The 16,553-nt window shown below is 68.7% G+C and carries 15 protein-coding genes; 11 read left to right on the top strand and 4 right to left on the bottom strand.

All coding sequences use genetic code 11. The annotated features are described in order from the left end of the window. Positions 1-37: 37 nt before the first annotated feature. The 3 genes from CYFUS_RS16715 to CYFUS_RS16705 all read right to left on the bottom strand — a co-directional run bounded on the left by CYFUS_RS16715 (position 38) and on the right by CYFUS_RS16705 (position 1,943). Entirely contained in the window at positions 38-973 is a 936-nt protein-coding gene (locus CYFUS_RS16715) for a TIGR02757 family protein (protein WP_198316596.1), read from the bottom strand. An 11-nt stretch (positions 974-984) separates the two neighbouring features. Continuing rightward, positions 985-1,452: a MogA/MoaB family molybdenum cofactor biosynthesis protein gene (locus tag CYFUS_RS16710; RefSeq protein ID WP_198316885.1), complete on the bottom strand. Its 468-nt coding sequence runs from the start codon at positions 1,450-1,452 to the stop codon at positions 985-987. A gap of 173 nt (positions 1,453-1,625) precedes the next feature. Continuing rightward, positions 1,626-1,943: a Rieske (2Fe-2S) protein gene (locus CYFUS_RS16705; protein ID WP_095992058.1), complete on the bottom strand. Its 318-nt coding sequence runs from the start codon at positions 1,941-1,943 to the stop codon at positions 1,626-1,628. A 198-nt stretch (positions 1,944-2,141) separates the two neighbouring features. Between CYFUS_RS16705 and polX the strand changes: the two genes are divergently transcribed. The 6 genes from polX to CYFUS_RS16675 all read left to right on the top strand — a co-directional run bounded on the left by polX (position 2,142) and on the right by CYFUS_RS16675 (position 8,964). Beyond that, a complete protein-coding gene (polX, locus tag CYFUS_RS16700; RefSeq protein WP_420042691.1) occupies positions 2,142-3,884 on the top strand; it encodes a DNA polymerase/3'-5' exonuclease PolX in 1,743 nt (580 codons plus the stop codon). Positions 3,885-3,907: 23 nt separating this feature from the next. Continuing rightward, positions 3,908-4,501, top strand: coding sequence for a S1 family peptidase (locus tag CYFUS_RS16695; protein ID WP_095986129.1), 594 nt, complete (start codon positions 3,908-3,910; stop codon positions 4,499-4,501). Between the two features lie 8 nt (positions 4,502-4,509). Beyond that, complete coding sequence (mrtX, locus tag CYFUS_RS16690) at positions 4,510-5,220, top strand: myxosortase MrtX (RefSeq protein WP_420042690.1); 711 nt, start codon at positions 4,510-4,512, stop codon at positions 5,218-5,220. A 138-nt stretch (positions 5,221-5,358) separates the two neighbouring features. Beyond that, positions 5,359-6,981 carry a molecular chaperone DnaK gene (dnaK, locus tag CYFUS_RS16685; protein ID WP_095986127.1) on the top strand — a complete coding sequence of 541 codons (1,623 nt, stop codon included), beginning with the start codon at positions 5,359-5,361 and terminating at the stop codon, positions 6,979-6,981. 641 nt (positions 6,982-7,622) lie between these two features. Continuing rightward, positions 7,623-8,180, top strand: coding sequence for a J domain-containing protein (locus CYFUS_RS16680; RefSeq protein ID WP_095986126.1), 558 nt, complete (start codon positions 7,623-7,625; stop codon positions 8,178-8,180). A gap of 31 nt (positions 8,181-8,211) precedes the next feature. Next, positions 8,212-8,964: a CvpA family protein gene (locus CYFUS_RS16675; RefSeq protein ID WP_095986125.1), complete on the top strand. Its 753-nt coding sequence runs from the start codon at positions 8,212-8,214 to the stop codon at positions 8,962-8,964. Between the two features lie 11 nt (positions 8,965-8,975). On the opposite strand, the gene clpX is transcribed toward CYFUS_RS16675, so the two are convergent. Continuing rightward, positions 8,976-10,049: an ATP-dependent Clp protease ATP-binding subunit ClpX gene (gene clpX, locus CYFUS_RS16670; protein ID WP_095986124.1), complete on the bottom strand. Its 1,074-nt coding sequence runs from the start codon at positions 10,047-10,049 to the stop codon at positions 8,976-8,978. Between the two features lie 222 nt (positions 10,050-10,271). Between clpX and speA the strand changes: the two genes are divergently transcribed. The 5 genes from speA to CYFUS_RS16645 all read left to right on the top strand — a co-directional run bounded on the left by speA (position 10,272) and on the right by CYFUS_RS16645 (position 15,707). Continuing rightward, entirely contained in the window at positions 10,272-12,278 is a 2,007-nt protein-coding gene (speA, locus tag CYFUS_RS16665) for a biosynthetic arginine decarboxylase (RefSeq protein WP_095986123.1), read from the top strand. A gap of 97 nt (positions 12,279-12,375) precedes the next feature. After that, on the top strand, positions 12,376-12,906 hold the full coding sequence (locus CYFUS_RS16660; RefSeq protein ID WP_095986122.1) for a hypothetical protein: 531 nt from the start codon (positions 12,376-12,378) through the stop codon (positions 12,904-12,906). A gap of 135 nt (positions 12,907-13,041) precedes the next feature. Then, entirely contained in the window at positions 13,042-13,497 is a 456-nt protein-coding gene (locus tag CYFUS_RS16655; protein WP_157758480.1) for an RsbRD N-terminal domain-containing protein, read from the top strand. 87 nt (positions 13,498-13,584) lie between these two features. Further along, positions 13,585-14,373 carry a crotonase/enoyl-CoA hydratase family protein gene (locus tag CYFUS_RS16650; protein WP_095986120.1) on the top strand — a complete coding sequence of 263 codons (789 nt, stop codon included), beginning with the start codon at positions 13,585-13,587 and terminating at the stop codon, positions 14,371-14,373. A 119-nt stretch (positions 14,374-14,492) separates the two neighbouring features. Next, positions 14,493-15,707 carry a hypothetical protein gene (locus tag CYFUS_RS16645; protein ID WP_095986119.1) on the top strand — a complete coding sequence of 405 codons (1,215 nt, stop codon included), beginning with the start codon at positions 14,493-14,495 and terminating at the stop codon, positions 15,705-15,707. Positions 15,708-16,553: the final 846 nt, after the last annotated feature.

The raw sequence follows: 16,553 nt of genomic DNA, 5'->3' as shown, positions 1-16,553 counted from the left end.
GGCGTGTATCCCCGCTCGCGTCCCACCCGTCAACCACTCAGGGGGTAGCGCGCGCCCGCCCCGCCCTCACCGTCTCCTGGCCGATGGAACAGGCGGGCCGCAGCAGACACCGGGCACAGTTCTCCCGCACGGGCTTCGTGGGACACACCCCGCTCATGCCGTAGTGACACAGGGCGAAGTCGAAACGCACCGGGTCCTCGGCGTCGAGCACGCGCAGCGAGGCCGTCACCTCCTCGGCGGTGCGCCAGCTCAGGTCGTTGCGGCGGGTGAGCCCCAGGTGCTTGGAGATGCGGCCGATGTGCGTATCCAGGGGAATGAGCAACGCCGAGGGCCGCACCCGCTTCCAGATGCCCAGGTCCACCCCATCCGGCCCGCGCACCATCCAGCGCAGGTAGAGGTTGAGGCGCTTGGCCGCGCCCGCCCCGAGCGGCGAGGGCAACAGGTGCTGCAAGCCGCGCTCGGGACCCATCGCTCGGCGCAGGGGCGCCATGGGCACGTCCCGCAGGGCCGTGGTGAACGCGTCCAGCGCGCCGTGCCAGGAGCCGCGGGTCTCCAGACCCCGGACGAACAGGGCCTCCAGGCTCCCATGCTCCCGCAGGGCCCGGCCCATCCCCAGCAGCAGCACCGCCACGTCCGTGCCCACGTTGAAGCGGTAGACGAAGCCGCCGAGCAGCTCGCGCGCGCCCGCCACGTCCAGTTCGCGCACGAACGCCGCCGGAGAGGGCCCCATCCGCTGGAGCAGCGCATCCACCTTGGGCCGGAACAGGTCCGCGCGCCCATAGGCCAGAGCCGCCGCCAGCAGCCCGGCCACCTCGATGTCACGCGGATCCTGGTAGCGGCGCGGAAACTCCAGCGGATCGAACGCGATGCGCGCCCGGCTGTCCGTGGAGGCCATGAAGGCCGTCAGGCACGGCAGCAGACGCCGCGCGTCACTGGGGCTCAGGCCGGTGGAAGGGGAGGAGCGCGGGGACATGGACGACCCGATCAGCGAGTCAGCTCGCGCACCGCGTGACCCAGCTCGGGGAGGATGAGCTTGTGCATCCCCAGCCGCACCGCCTGGGGCGAGCCCGGCAGCGCGAAGAGGATCATCCCCTGCCAGGTGCCCGCCGTGGCGCGCGACATCATCGCCGGGCTGCCGATCTCCTGGTACGACAGCATCCGGAACAGCTCGCCGAAGCCCGGCAACGTCTTCTCGAACAGCGCCTGCAGCGTCTCCACCGTGCTGTCGCGGCGTCCAATCCCCGTGCCTCCCGTGAAGAGCACGGCCCGAGCACCCGCCTCGCGCGCCTCGGCCAACGTGGCGCGGATCGCCTCGGGCTCGTCCAGGATGACCTTGTAGCCACTCACCGCGTGGCCCTCGGCCTCCAGCGCCTCGCGCAGCACCCGGCCACTCTCGTCCCGCGCCGCGTTCCGGCTGTCCGAGCACGTCACCACGAACGCGCTCACGTGCACCGGCGCGTGCGCCTTGTGCTCCTTCGCCGCCTTCGAGCCGTGCCCGGAGTCATGGGCGTGCTCGTGCCCGTGCTCATGGCCGGAGTGGTCATGATGATGGTCATGGTGGTGATCATGGCCATGGTGGTGATGCTTGGGGTCGTGCTCGTGTCCCTCGTGTGCCATCTGTTCTCCTAGAGATCCTTCTCGGACAGCTCGACGAGCAGCTCACCGTTCTCGACCGCGATCGACATGGTGGGCTGGTCGTCACACACGCCCGGCGAGGTCTCGTTCTTGCCCGTGTCCATGTCGAAGCCCACCTCGTGGCAGGGACAGATGACCCTGTTGCCCTCGATGCGTCCGCCGGACAACAGGCAGCCGGCATGGTTGCACCAGTCGTCCAGCCCCTTGTAGCGCCCGTCGATGCGGGCCACGCACAGGTTGCGCTTGCCCACCTCGTAGCCCCGCATCTCCTGCTCGGCGAAATCCGCCGGTCCGAGCTTGATCTTCATCGGCTCCATTCCTCGTGACTTCCTGGAAACAGCATCGAAGGTTCTTTACCCTGGTTCGGCGCGGACGCGGGAGGGTCTTGCGCGAGTCCTCGAGGAGCAGGGAGCGGAGCGAGCTCCGAGTAGGACCCGGAGTCCTGGACCCCTCCTCGAGTTTCCGCTCGCCTGCACCCTCATTCCATGGGCATTACCTTTTCCCCCGTGAAGCCGCCCGATAAAGCCACCGTCATCCAGGTCCTCCGGGACATCTCGCTGCTCCTCCAGATGAAGGGGGAGAATCCCTTTCGCAGCCGCGCCTATGACATCGCCGCCGATCGCCTCGCGGGCCTCTCCGAGGACCTGGGTGCCCTGCTGCGCGACGGCCGGCTCCAGGAGCTGCCGGGAATCGGTCAGGCCATCGCCGACAAGGTGTCCGAGCTGCTGACCACGGGCCGGCTCGCCTACCACGAGGCGCTGCGCGCCGAGCTGCCCGCGGGAGTGCTGGAGCTCGTGCGGGTGCCGGAGCTGGGACCGAAGAAGGCGGTGCTCCTCGCCCGGCAGCTCGGGGTGGACGGCGTGGACGCGCTGGAGAAGGCCTGCCGCGAGGGCCGTGTGCGTCAGGTGGCCGGCTTCGGGGAGAAGAGCGAGGCCAACCTGCTCGCGGGCATCGAGCTGTACCGGCGCTCGAACTCCCCCCGGCGCCTGCTGGGCGAGGTGCTGCCCGTGGCCGAGCGCCTGCTCGCCTCCGTGCAGACCCTGCCGGGTGTCATCCGCGCGAGCGTCGGAGGCAGTCTGCGTCGGCGGGCGGAGACCGTGGGGGACGTGGACCTCATCGCCTCGGCGGCCGGGGCCAGCGCCGTGTTCGACGCCTTCTGCGCCGCGCCCGAGGTGGCCCACGTCATCGGCCGGGGCGAGAGCAAGTGCTCGGTGCGGCTGCACGAGAAGGATCTCCAGGTGGACCTGCGCGTCCTGCCCGACGAGGACTTCGCCACCGCCCTGCACCACTTCACCGGCTCGCGCGCCCACCACGTGCGCCTGCGGGGGCTCGCCCAGGAGCGGGGGTTGAAGATCTCCGAGTGGGGGGTGCACCGCGCCGATGGCACCAAGCTGCACGTGCCCGACGAGGCCGCGCTCTACCGGTTGCTCGGCATGCAGTACATCCCTCCCGAGCTGCGCGAGGACACGGGAGAGATCGAGGCGGCGCTCGCGGGGAAGCTGCCCGAGGACCTGGTCACCTGGGAGGATCTCCAGGGCGCGGTGCATGCCCACAGCACCTGGTCGGACGGGAAGAACACCCTGGAGGAGATGGCGCGCGCGGCCGGGGCCCTGGGGCTCAAGTTCCTCACGGTGACCGAGCACAGCCAGGCGTCCATCTACGCCGGCGGGCTCAAGGAGGACGACCTGCGCCGGCAGTGGGAGGAGATCGACCGCGTCAACGACGCCGTGAAGGGTGTGCGGCTGCTCAAGGGCATCGAGGTGGACATCCTGGAGAGCGGCGCGCTCGACTACACCGACGCCGTGCTCGAGCAGTTGGAGGTGGTCATCGGCTCCATCCACGTGCGCCACGGCATGGACGAGGATCAGATGACGCGCCGGGTGCTCAAGGCGTTCGACAACCCGCACCTGCACATCCTCGGACACCCCACCGGGCGGATGCTCCCGAACCGCGATCCCTACCCCCTGCGCATGGAAGAGGTGCTCGACAAGGCGGCCGAGCGGGGCGTGGTGGTGGAGGTCAACGGCAAGCCGGAGCGGTTGGATCTGAAGACCGAGCACGTGCGGATGGCGCTCGAGCGCGGGGTGAAGCTGGTGGTGAGCTGTGACGCGCACCGGGCGGAGGACCTGGGCAACCTGGCCTTCTCCCTGGGCACCGCGCGCCGGGGGTGGGCCCGCCGGGGGGATGTCCTCAACACCCTCTCCGCCGAGAAGTTCATCGCCACCCTGCGCCAGCAGCGCACCGCGTGATGGGGTGCTAGGCTCCGAGCGTCGTGACGCGCCTCCTGCCCCTCGTCCTCGCCCTCGTCTCCACCAGCGTCCTCGCCGCGGACAAACCGACCCGTGCCGATCTCCAGAAGACCCTGGCGCTGTATGAGCGCTCGGTGGTGAAGGTGCGGGGCGGGCGCGGCGCGGGATTGGGCATCATCGTGGGCTCCGAGGGCCAGGTGCTCACCTCCGTGCGCCACGTCGACCTGGAGGCCGCGCGGGTGGAGTTCGCGGGCCAGAGCCTGCCGGCCACGGTGCTGCTCGCCAACGCGATGCTCAAGGTGGCCGTCGTCGCCGCGCCCACGGGCAACTACCCCGCCGTGCCCGTGCAGGTGTCCGCCGCGAGCCCCGCGGGCCAGTGGCTCATCGGCGTGGTGCCGGGCCGGGGCCAGAAGCGCGACACCCCCACCGCGGGACTGGCGCGCGAGGCCCCCGAGCCCTTCATCGACGTGGACGTCGCGCTGCCTCCGGGCAGCCCCCTCTTCGACACCCGGGGCCGGCTGGTGGCGGTGTCCGTGCAGCGCAAGGGGCGCGGCTGCCGGGCCCTGCCCCTGGACGCCGTCAAGCAGCAGCTCGTCACCCGGGTCGCCACGCCGTGAGTGCCTCCATGACGGCTCGCTGGCGCCCCACCGCCGTCCAGGAGGTGCTCGGCCTGTGGATCCTGGGCTTCCTGGGCATCATCGTCTCCTTCCTGCTGTTCGGCGGCACGGGCGTGCCCAAGCTGGTGGCCACGGTGGGCTTTCTCTACCTGCCGCTCATCCCCATGCGCTGGCGCGGCGAGGACTACCGCGACTACGGGCTGTCCACGCGCACCTGGCGCCAGGACGTGCGCCTCTTCCTGGGAATGAGCCTGGTGGTGTTCCCGCTCTTCTCCGGGCTCTTCTGGCTGTGGACGGAGGTGCTCCCGCTGCTGCCCACGGAGCTCGCGCGGCTGCTCGCGCCCTTCCGGGGCCCGGCGCACTTCACTCCCCGGCTGCCCCCGCGCTTCGGGGAGTGGGTGGTGGATCAGCTCTTCGTCGTGGCCCTACCCGAGGAGTTCTTCTACCGGGGCTACATGCAGGCGCGCCTGCGCGATGCCTGGCCCCAGGGGCGGCGCGTGTTCGGCGTCCGGCTGGGGCCCGCCTTCTGGCTCACCGCGCTGCTCTTCGCGCTCGGGCACCTGGCCATCTTCCAGGTGTGGCGCCTGTCCGTCTTCTTCCCCGCCCTGCTCTTCGGGTGGATGCGCGAGCGCACCGGCAGTGTCGTGGGCGCGGCCCTCTTCCACGCCTCCGCCAACCTCTTCGTGCGCTGCCTCGAGGTGTCCTTCTTCGGCGGCTAGCAGACCCTCCAACCCCTTGAAACCACTGGGTTTTAACCAGAATGAACGTTTGACACGCCCGCTTCAAGGTGTCTAACATCCGGGCGTTTTTCCGAGCGTGGGGGCACCAACGGCCCGCCAGGCGACAGCGGAGACGGAATGTCGGAAGAGATCGCGATCGGCATCGACCTGGGCACCTCGACCTCGTGTGTGTCCGTGGTCCGGGACGGTCAGCCGTTCGTCATTCCCAACGAGTGGGGCGAGACGACACACGCCTCCTGCGTGTCCTTTCTCGAGGACGGCTCGGTGCTGGTGGGCAACGCGGCCAAGCGCAACATCATCACCAACGCCGAGTCGACGGTGTACTCGGCCAAGCGCCTCATCGGGCGCTACTTCTTCTCCGACGAGGTGAAGAAGGCGCAGGCGGTGATGCCGTACCAGATCGTCGAGGGAGAGAACAACACGGTGCGCATCGCCGTGAGGGGCGAGACGTACTCGCTGCCGGAGATCTCCGCGCTGGTGCTCAAGGAGATGAAGGCCATCGCCGAGGGCTACCTGGGCACGCCGGTGACCAAGGCGGTGGTGACCGTGCCGGCCTACTTCAACGACAACCAGCGGCAGGCGACCAAGGACGCGGGGCGCATCGCCGGGCTGGAGGTGCTGCGCATCCTCAACGAGCCCACCTCGGCGGCGCTCGCCTACGGCTTCGGCCGGGACGTGAGCCAGCGCGTGGTGGTGTACGACCTGGGCGGTGGCACCTTCGACGTCTCCATCCTGGAGATCGGCAAGGACGTCTTCGAGGTGCTGTCCACCGCGGGTGACACGTACCTGGGCGGCGACGACTTCGACGACCGCATCATGACGTGGCTGGCGGACGACTTCCTCAAGCGCACGCGGTTGGACTTGAGGCAGAACAAGTACTGCCTGCAGATGCTCAAGGACGCGGCCGAGCGGGCGAAGATCGACGTGGGCGGCCAGGGCGTGGCGGACGTGCGGTGCGAGGGCATCTGCCAGGACTCCCAGGGCAAGGTGTTGGATCTGACGGCCCGGCTCACCCAGGATCAGTTCAACCGGATGGTGATGGACCTGGTGCAGCGCACCTTCAAGGTGTGTGACGAGGCGCTGCAATCCGCGCGCATGACGGCGGCGGACATCGACGCGGTCATCCTCGTGGGTGGCCCCACGCGCCTGCCCATCATCCGCAACTCGGTGCGCCACTACTTCCAGAAGGAGCCCAAGGAAGGCATCAACCCGGACCAGGTGGTGGCCATGGGCGCGGCGCTCCAGGCCAACGCGCTGCTGGACACCGCCACCGAGACCTTCCTCGTGGACGTGACGCCGCTGTCGCTGCGCATCGGCACGGTGGGTGGATACACCGAGAAGATCATCGAGAAGAACACGCCGGTGCCCATCGACCGCTCGAAGACCTTCACCACCAGCCGTGACGGCCAGGAGAAGGTGAAGATCCGCGTCTACCAGGGCGAGAGCAACCGCGCCGACGAGTGCGAGATGCTCGGCGAGTTCGAGTTCTCGGGCTTTCGCGTGGGCTACCGGGGCGAGGTGAAGATCGACGTGACGTTCGAGATCAACACCGACGGCATGGTGAACGTCTCCGCGGCGGATCAGGAGACGGGACAGAAGACGTCCACCACGCTCACCATGTCCTCGGGCCTGTCGGAGGCGGACATCCAGCGCTCCATCCAGGCCAACCAGCAACTCCAACTCGCGGGCCATGGAGGGGCGGACCTGCCCGCCGTGGCCGCTCCCCGCCGAGGCAGATAGAGCCGCGCGATGTCACAGCCTCCACACAACGGCGCGGGCAAGCCTCCCCCGCCTCCACCGCCCGACATCCCCTCGGAGCCCGGCCAGCGCCCCACGGTCAAGGTGTCGACCGTGTCGCTCGGGTCGCGTCCGGAATCTCCCCCATCAGGGGTACGACCCTCCTCGACCGGGCTCCCCACGGCCCCCTCCACCGGGGCACCCTTGGGCACGCGGCCCGCTGTCGGCGTGCCTCCGAACGATCCCTCCTTTCGGCCCACCGCCCGGGTGCCGACCCTCTCCGCCGCCCCGGCGAGTCCTCCTCCCGCGCCCGCCGGGAGCGTGCCCGCCGCCCCGCGTCCTGGCGCCACCCCGCTGTCCAGCGCCGCCATCCCGGCCGTGCCCATCACCCGGCGTCCCGGCGGAACCCCGCTGTCCAGCGCCGCCGTCCCGGTCGTGCCCCCGCCCGCCCCCGGCTCCGGGCGGCCCGTCTCGAGCGCGGGGGGAGGCCGGCCCCCGCCCCCTCCTCCCGCCGCGCTCCAGCCGCCGCCTCCTCCCGCGATGCCCTCCATCGCGCCGCTCGTGCCCTCCATCGCGCCCGTGGTGCCCGCCGTCGCGCCCCCGCCTCCCGCCGCCGCGCCGCCCCCGCCGCCGCGTCCGACCCCATGGCCGAGCTCGCGGAGCGCTGCGCCCGGCTCGACCAGATGGACTACTTCGAGATCCTCCAGGTGGAGCGCACCGCGTCCCCCTCGGACATCAAGAAGGCCTTCTACCGCGAGAGCCGCGCCTACCACCCGGACCGCTTCTTCCAGCTCCAGGACAAGGAAGTGAAGGAGCGCGTCAACGAGCTCTACAAGCGCGTCACCGAGGCCTACTACGTGCTGCGCGACGACGCGAAGCGCCGGCAGTACACGGCGGACGTGTCGGGGCCCGAGCGCGCCCACAAGCTGCGCTTCACCGAGTCCTCCGAGTCCGAGACGCGCGCCGCCTCCAAGCGGCAGGTGGAGGAGCAGATCGGCTCCAATCCCAAGGGCCGCCAGTTCTACCAGACGGGCGCGGCCGACGCCGACGCGGGGCGCTGGGCCTCGGCCGAGCGCAACCTGAAGATGGCCCTCACCTATGAACCCGCGAACACTCGCTACAAGGAGAAGCTCGCCGAGGTGCAGAAGGTGCTACTAGAGGAGTCGCGCAAGCAGGGGGGCGACAGCTTCAAGATCCGTTGACGAGCCCCCCGTCAGGCCGAGGAACGTCCCCGTGACCATCGATCTCATCCTCCTGGGGCTCGTGCTGCTGTTCGCCGTGGCGGGCGCCATCACCGGCGGGGCCCGGCAGATCGCCGGCCTGGTGGCGGTCGCGGTGGCGTGGTTCGTCTCGCGCAAGCTCGGCCCGTACGTGGGCCCGCGGATGGCCGAGGCGCTCGGCGGCGCCCCGCTGCTCTTCGGGACACTCGCGGGCTCCCTGCTGCTCTTCATCGTCGTGCTGGTGGCGGTGCGCTACGCCCTGACCACCCTGCTGCGGCGGATGATGGGCGCGAAGAATCCGGAGCAGCGCAGCGCGGACAACGTCGTGGGCTTCGTGCTCGGCGGCCTCAAGGTGGTGATCATCGCCTACGTGATGATCAGCGCGCTCGTCTTCGTGGACAAGTACGTGGTGGTGGCCGGGCGCAACCTCGGCGTGTCCCCCAAGGACTCGGTGTCCTTCGAGCTGGCGCGGCGCTACAACCTCTTCGAGATGACGCAGTTCGCCGCCGTGCGGGACATGGTCGTGGTGGCCCAGGTGTCCACCGATCCCGAGCGGGCCCGCCGCCTGGCGGACGATCCCGCCTACAAGGCCCTGAAGAAGGACCCGCGCTTCCAGAAGGCCATGGCGAACAAGAACCTGCGCGCCGCCCTCGAGCGGGGAGACACCCAGGAAGTCCTGCGCAACAACCTCGCCCTCCAGTTGTTGCAGGACCCGCAGTTCGTGGCCCGGCTGGGCGCCGCGGCGAGGGCCAGTCAGCGCGACTGACCCTCCGCGCGTCAGGCCCCGAGCCCCGCCCCGGCCTCCAGTCCCTCCAGGCGGGCGCGCACGAAGGCCCTGTCCACGGTGACCCGGCGGTGGCGGCGCTCGGGCGCCTCGAACATCACGTCCGCCATCACGTGCTCGAGGATGGAGCGCAGGCCGCGCGCGCCCAGCCCCTTGTCCACGGAGAAGCGCACCACCTCGCGCAGCGCCTCCTCGTTCAAGTCCAGCTCGATGCCGTCCAGGCCCAGCAGCTCGCCATACTCGCGCACGATGGAGTCCGGCGGCTCGGTGAGCACGCGCAACAGCTCCGGCTCGCCCAGCAGCTCCAACTGCACCACCACCGGCAGCCGCCCGAGGAACTCCGACAGCATCCCGAACTCCACGAGCTGCCGGGTGGTGATGCGCCGGCGCAGCGTCTTCACGTCCGGAGCGCCGAAGCCCAGGGGCCGCGACTCGCCCTGGCTGCCGTACTCCTGCAGGTCGGAGAACGTCCCCGCGCAGATGAACAGGATGTCCCGGGTGTCGATGGGCACCATGTCACCCCGGTTGAACGATTGGGTGACATTCATGGGAACGAAGACCTCGCGCCCCTCCAGCAGCTTGAGCAGCGCCTGCTGCACGCCCTCGCCACCGATGTCCCGGCTACCCGCCCCGTTGCGCGCGCCCTGCGAGCGCCGGGCGATCTTGTCCACCTCGTCGATGAAGATGATGCCCCGCTGGGTGTCCTCCACCGAGTGGTTGCTCTTGAAGAGCAGGTCCGCCACCATCACCTCCACGTCCTTGCCGTAGTAGCCGGCCTCCGTGTACTCGGTGGCGTCCACGGTGGTGAAGGGCACCGAGAGGATGTCCGCCAGGTTGCGGGCGATGTGCGTCTTGCCGCTGCCCGTGGGCCCGATGAGCAGGATGTTGGACTTCTTGATGAGCGAGCCACGCCTCATCCGCCGCGCCTGGATGCGCTTGAGGTGGTTGTGGGCGGCGATGGCCACGGCGCGCTTGGCTGCTTCCTGGCCGATGACGTAGCGGTCCAACCGCTCGTAGATCTCTCTCGGCGTCAGTATCGGTGAGTCCCTGCGTGCGGACGACTCCATGTCTCCTCCCCTCGGCGCCAGACCGGCTGACGGACTTGGTCCCAACAGGAGAGTAGGAATCCACCAGTCAACGGCCCATCCGCACCAGGGCAGGCGGGCGTGGGGGGGTGCCTGGCCGGCTGCCCCGCAGGCGGGGGTTGAACCCCGAGGGGATTCTCGATACTTCCCGCGCCATCCACTGTTGGTGGAACTCAACCCCAGACCGGGAGATCAGGAACGCCGATGCCTCCAATCACTCCTCAGCACCGTTGGACCCTCGCCGATGCCCAGGACACCTACGGCATCCGCAACTGGGGCTCGCCCTATTTCGGCGTCAACGACAAGGGTCATGTGTGCGTCCATCCCGACGGGCCCGCCGCCCCGAACATGGACCTGAAGGAGCTGGTGGACGAGGTGCGGCGCCGGGGTATCGGCCTGCCCTTGCTCCTGCGCTTCACGGACGTGCTGCGCCACCGCGTGGTGCACCTCAACCAGGCGTTCCGCAAGGCCATCGCCGAGCACAACTACAAGGGCGTGTACCAGGGGGTGTACCCCATCAAGGTGAACCAGCACCGCTACGTCGCCGAGACGATCGTCGAGACGGGCAAGCAGTTCGGCTACGGCCTGGAGGCCGGCAGCAAGCCGGAGCTGCTCGCGGTGATGGCGCTCCTGGATCGCGAGGACGCGCTCGTCATCTGCAACGGCTACAAGGACGAGGAGTACGTGGAGACGGCGCTGCGCTTCTCGCGCCTGGGCCGCAAGGTCATCCTGGTGGTGGAGAAGCCCTCGGAGCTGCCGCTCATCGCCGAGGTGGCGCGCAAGACGGGCATCGCCCCGCGCATCGGCATGCGCGTGAAGCTGTCCAGCCGGGGCGCGGGCCGCTGGGAGGCCTCGGGCGGAGACCGCTCCAAGTTCGGCCTGTCCTCCTCGGAGCTGATGAGCGCCCTGGGCTTCCTCAAGGAGTCCGGGCTGCTGCCCTGTTTCGAGCTGTTGCACTTCCACCTGGGCAGTCAGATTTCCAACATCCGCAACGTGAAGAACGCGCTGCGCGAGGTGGGCCGCTTCTTCGTGGAGGTGGCCCGGCTGGGCGCGCCGCTCAAGTACCTGGACGTGGGCGGCGGCCTGGGCGTGGACTACGACGGCTCGCAGACGAACTTCACCTCCTCCATGAACTACACGACGGAGGAGTACGCCAACGACGTGGTGTTCTCGGTGATGGAGGCCTGTGACGCCGCGGGGGTGCAGCACCCCACGCTGGTGTCCGAGTCGGGCCGCGCCGTGGTGGCGCACCACGCGGTGCTCATCGTGGACGTGCTGGGAACGAGCGAGTTCGATCCCGTGCAGGTGCCGGACAAGGTGGACGACAAGGCGCCCAGCGTCGTGCGCAACCTCCTGTCCACCTTCCGCGAGGTGACGAACAAGAACCTGCTCGAGGCCTACCACGACGCCCAGGAGTACAAGGAGGAGAGCCTCACCCTCTTCTCGCTCGGCCACCTGTCGCTGGAGCAGCGGGTGATGGCGGAGAACATCTTCTGGGCGCTGTGCCACAAGATCATGCGCATCGCGCGCGAGTCGGGGGACATCCCCGAGGAGCTCGAGGCGCTGGAGAAGCAGCTGTCGGACACCTACTTCTGCAACTTCTCGGTGTTCCAGTCGCTGCCGGACTCGTGGGCCATCGATCAGCTCTTCCCCATCATGCCCATCCACCGGCTCAACGAGCGGCCCACGCGCCAGGCGGTGCTGGCGGACATCACCTGCGACTCGGACGGGAAGATCGACCACTTCATCGACAAGCGCGAGGTGAAGGACGCGCTGGAGCTGCACTCGCTCAACAACGATGACTACTACCTGGGCATCTTCCTGGTGGGGGCCTACCAGGAGATTCTGGGCGACCTGCACAACCTCTTCGGTGACACGCACGCGGTGCAGGTGTCGCTGGCGCCCAACGGCGGCTACCTGATCGATCACGTGGTGGAGGGCGACACGGTGACCGAGGTGCTCAACTACGTGAGCTACAACAAGGACGACCTCGTGGCGAAGCTGCGCAAGTCCACCGAGGTGGCGCTGCGCAACGGCCGGCTGTCCCTGGACGAGTCGCGCCAGCTCTTGCGCATGTACGAGGAGGGCCTGTCCGGCTACACGTACCTGGAGCGCGAGGTGGACGCCTCGTTCGTGGCGAACCCCGGGCAGCTGCGCCTGGTGGTGCAGGACGGCAAGTCGCCCGTTCCGCCCACCGGCACGGGCACCTGAGCCGACGGCGGTTCCTCCACCCCGCTCTTCCCACCGCGCCCTCGCACTCCGGGGGCGCGGTTTTTCTTTTCCCGGCCTCCGGACTAGACAGGCGTGTATGGCCCGCACGACCCACGAGTCCACGACCCGACCCGCGAAGAAGAGCGCCGCGAAGAAGGCCGCTCCCCGCCGCGCCACGAGCACCCCGCGACAGGCGGTGAAGCGCCCGGCCACCCCGTTGAAGAGCCCCGCGCGGCCCGCGCCGAGCACCAAACCCCTGGGGCAGAAGATGCTCCTGAAGCCCGGCATGGAGGCCGTGGTGCTGGGCGCTCCGGGGGACGTGGCCACGCTGTTGGGCGAGTTGCCCGCAGGCGCCAGCGTGCGGACGAAGCTCGGCAAGGGAGCGCCCTTCCTCCTCGTCTTCGTGCGAGACCAGGCCGAGCTCGCGCAGCGCATGTCTCAACTGGCCCCGGTGCTCACGCCCACGACGCTGTTGTGGGTGGCCTACCCGAAGCAGTCCTCGAAGGTGGAGACGGACCTCAACCGGGACCGGGGCTGGGAGTCGGCCGAGCGGCTCGGTCTGCGGGGCATCGCCCAGGTGGCCGTGGACGCCACGTGGGCGGCGACGCGTCTGCGCCCTTCCGAGTGAGCGGCCCGCCCCCAGGCTCCAGCCCACCTCGCCCAGGGGACCGATCCTGACGGGCCCTCGCCTCCTCGAAGGGCACCCCCTCCTGCCTTCGCTCCGGGGTTGGCAATGTTCCTCCAAGCACCCACGGAGGCATCCATGGAGAGCCTCGCGGACATGATGGAGACCGGGCAGGAGCAGCTCTTCCACGAATGGCGGGAGCGGGTCCAACGTCGCCATGCGCCCGGCCCCCTCTCCGAGCCCGAGCTGGCCAACCAGATCCCGGACTTCCTGCGGCAGGTGATCGCCGCCCTCCGCCGGGAGGAGGAGGGGATGGAGCCGAAGACGCACCGGGTGGGCCCCCTGGGATGGGAGCACGGGGAGCAGCGCTTCCTCATCGGCTTCACCCTGTCCAACATCGTGCGCGAGTACGGGGTGCTGCACGACTGCATCTTCGAGCTGGTGGAGAACCGGGGGCACGGCCTCGTCCGGCTGGAGGAGGCGAGGATCCTCGCGCAGTGCTTCACCCGGGCGATCGCCGAGGCCGTCGCGCACTACCTGCGGATGCGCGAGCGGGAACTCCAGGGCGGCGAGACGGCGCCTGCCGTGAGCTAGCGGAAACTCCAGCACCGCACCGTTCGAGAATCATGAGCGGTCATCTAGAGTCCCGCGCTCCATCCTTCACCGAGGAGTGCCCGTCCCATGTCTCAGCCTGACCCCCGAATCTCGCTCTCGCTGCGCGGCCACGTCGCGCTCATCGGCATCCACCGAGCCGCCAAGCGCAACGCGTTCGACATGGCGATGCTGCACGGCCTCGCCCATGCGCTGACGGAGGCAGACCAGAACGAGCAGGTGCGCTGCACCGTGGTGTACGCGGAGGGAGCGCACTTCACGGCGGGCCTGGACCTGGCGGACGTGGGGCCGAGAGTGGGCACTGGCGAGACCATGGTTCCCCAGGGGGCGGTGGACCCCTTCCACCTGTTCGGAGAGCGGCGCAAGAAGCCCCTGCTGATCGCGGTGCAGGGCATCTGCTTCACGCTCGGCGTGGAGCTGATACTGGCCGCGGACATGGCGGTGGCGGCCAGTGACACGCGGTTCGCCCAGCTGGAGGTCAAGCGCGGCATCTTCCCCTTCGGGGGCGCCACGCTGCGCTTCCCACAGGTGGCGGGCTGGGGCAACGCCATGCGCTGGCTGCTCACCGGGGACGAGTTCGGCGCGGCCGAGGCGTACCGCATGGGCATCGTCCAGGAGGTGGTGGAGCCCGGCCAGCAGCTCGATCGCGCGCTCGCGCTCGCCGAGGCGGTGGCGCGCCAGGCGCCGCTCGCGGTGCAGGCCACCCTCGCCTCGGCGCGGCTGGCGCGCGAGCAGGGGCCGGACGCGGCCGCCCAGGACTTGATGCCGCGGTTGCGGCAGCTCTACGCGAGCGAGGACGTGCAGGAGGGACTGCGCTCCTTCATCGAGCGGCGCGAGGCGCGCTTCCAGGGGAAGTGAGCGCGGGCATGGTCGTTGGCACCTTTTTTTCGGTTATACTGGAACGGCCTGAGTCTTGCTGGTCCAAGCCCATGAACTGAGTTCGCCAAGCTGGCGGTCACACCCTTCTGGAGACCCACATGCCCATCAGCCCGATCAACAACAGGCCCGCGCAAGCGACGCACACCGCGACGCGAACGAGCCAGGCGGCCAACCCCAGCTCGACGAATGGGACCGCGAAGAGCGGCGCCACGAATGAGGCCGCGGCGACAGGGAGCACGGGCGCGCCCGCGGGGCCACAGGTCCAGCAGCAGAAACCAGCCTCGGCTCCCCCCGGCTGGCACCAGGACCAGCTCGGCAAGCAGAAGGCACCGACCCAGGATCCCTCCGCCGGCAATGCCGTGTTCAAGTCGAAGCAGGATGTCGCCGTGATGAACGCGCGGCGCGGCTCCGTCTTCACGACCCGCCCTGCCGGAACTTCGAACAACGCCGCGACGACGGCACAGATCAGCCACCTCGCGGCCCCCTCGCCTCAGCTCGGCAAGAGCGCGTCGGGTTCGAGCGTCCAGGCCGACTGCCAGGCGCTGAGCCAGAAGTACGGTGCGAACATGCTGGCGAATTCCTTCCAGTCCGACAGGTTGGAAGGACAAACCTTCAAGGAGTTCTCCAAGGCCAACGAAGGCGTATGTGCCGCGATGGCGACGGAGTGGATCCGCCTCAACCTCACCGATCAGCAAAGGGGCGGTGACGTCAACAAGCAAGTCTTCCGGCAAATGGTGGGACATGGCCAGAACATGAGCGCGCACTTCGCCGCGATCCAGCATCAGAATCAGGAGACGATCGCGGACCTCAACAAGATGGGCGCCGCGGCGGACAAGCTGCACGACGAGGCGTTGGATGCCCAGAAGCGCCACACCAACCCCGGTATTATGGACAAAATGAGAGGTACGATTCCGACCGTGGCGGACGTCAACGGGAAGATCCGGGCCGCCAACAACGCACTCAACGCACACAGTGCCGCCCAGCAAGCCCATCTGAATGGCCTCGTGGACGGCCTGAGCGCGGCACAACGCCATCCCCAGCGAAGACCCATCAACGATCTGGCGAACAACTTCGCGGCTCAGCTCCCGAACGGCGGCTTCAGTGTGATTCACCTCCACCACCCGAGCGAGCCAACCGGGCACGACATCGCCGTGCACAACACGAACCCTCCGCGCTTGCTCGACGCGAACACCGGTGAATGGCAATTCCAGTCGACAAACGACATGAATGCCTTCATGAATGAGTACGTCCAGAAATTCTATTCGCAGCAGGACTTCGCGGGAGGGTCGTTCTCGCTCACGCACTATCCATAGTGGAGGAAGGTTTGTGAGGACACCGCCTGATCCTCGCGCACCGATGACTCCTGGGGAGGAAGAGGCCTTCGACAGACGGGACACCGATGTGGGGTGTATCGTCAATCTCTATTGTGCGAAGGCCTGGGCGGAGCGCCGAGATTACAACGACCTTTCCGCTGAACTCATCCGCCTTGGCTCTCCATCCCCTGACTCTGGCCACGAATTCTGGCGAGTCAAATGGTCGTCGGGCGGTGACCCAGAAGGACAGGCTGCCGAGGAACTCTTCAACTCGCCGCTCTTCATCCACAGCGTGTACCTGTCCGTCATGCTGTACTTCTCCGCATGGCTCATGCCCGAGCCCTTCTTCTCAAAGGCATTCGCGGCGACGTTGACGGTAAGGTTGGCGATGGTGGTGGGGCTGGTGGAATTGACGCGAGTAGCACAAGCGTGTCTGCGGCTTTACCTGGAGGCGCAGGCGGCGAGGACGCCAGCGCGGCCTCGGCGCGCTTCGGAGCGGCAATGGGGGTCGTGGGCTTCCGGGTGGTAGTGTTGGTGGCCACCCTGGGATTGGGGCGGCTACTGCCGGAGCGAGCAACTACAGTGGCAGCAGCCCGGCCCTCTCAACCCGCCATGGGCCTCCGCACTCTCGGAGCAACCCGCCCCACAATGGGGCCCTTGAGGACGAACTCGCTGCCAGGGAGGGAGCCGGACATACCAGACTCGACAAGAACAAGGCCCAGAGGGATTCCGCAGGTGATTCTCCAATGCGAAGGATCTGCAGCGTGAGCTGGATGCGTTTGAAGCCATGCGCCGGGCGGACCCGGATGCCATCCACGAACTCTACATGCTCAATGGAGCGCTCGT

It is taken from the genome of Cystobacter fuscus (assembly GCF_002305875.1).
In the GTDB taxonomy this organism is placed as follows: Bacteria; Myxococcota; Myxococcia; order Myxococcales; family Myxococcaceae; genus Cystobacter; species Cystobacter fuscus_A.
The sequence above is the reverse complement of the archived record's forward strand: the minus strand, read 5'-3'. Positions and strand labels throughout refer to the sequence as shown.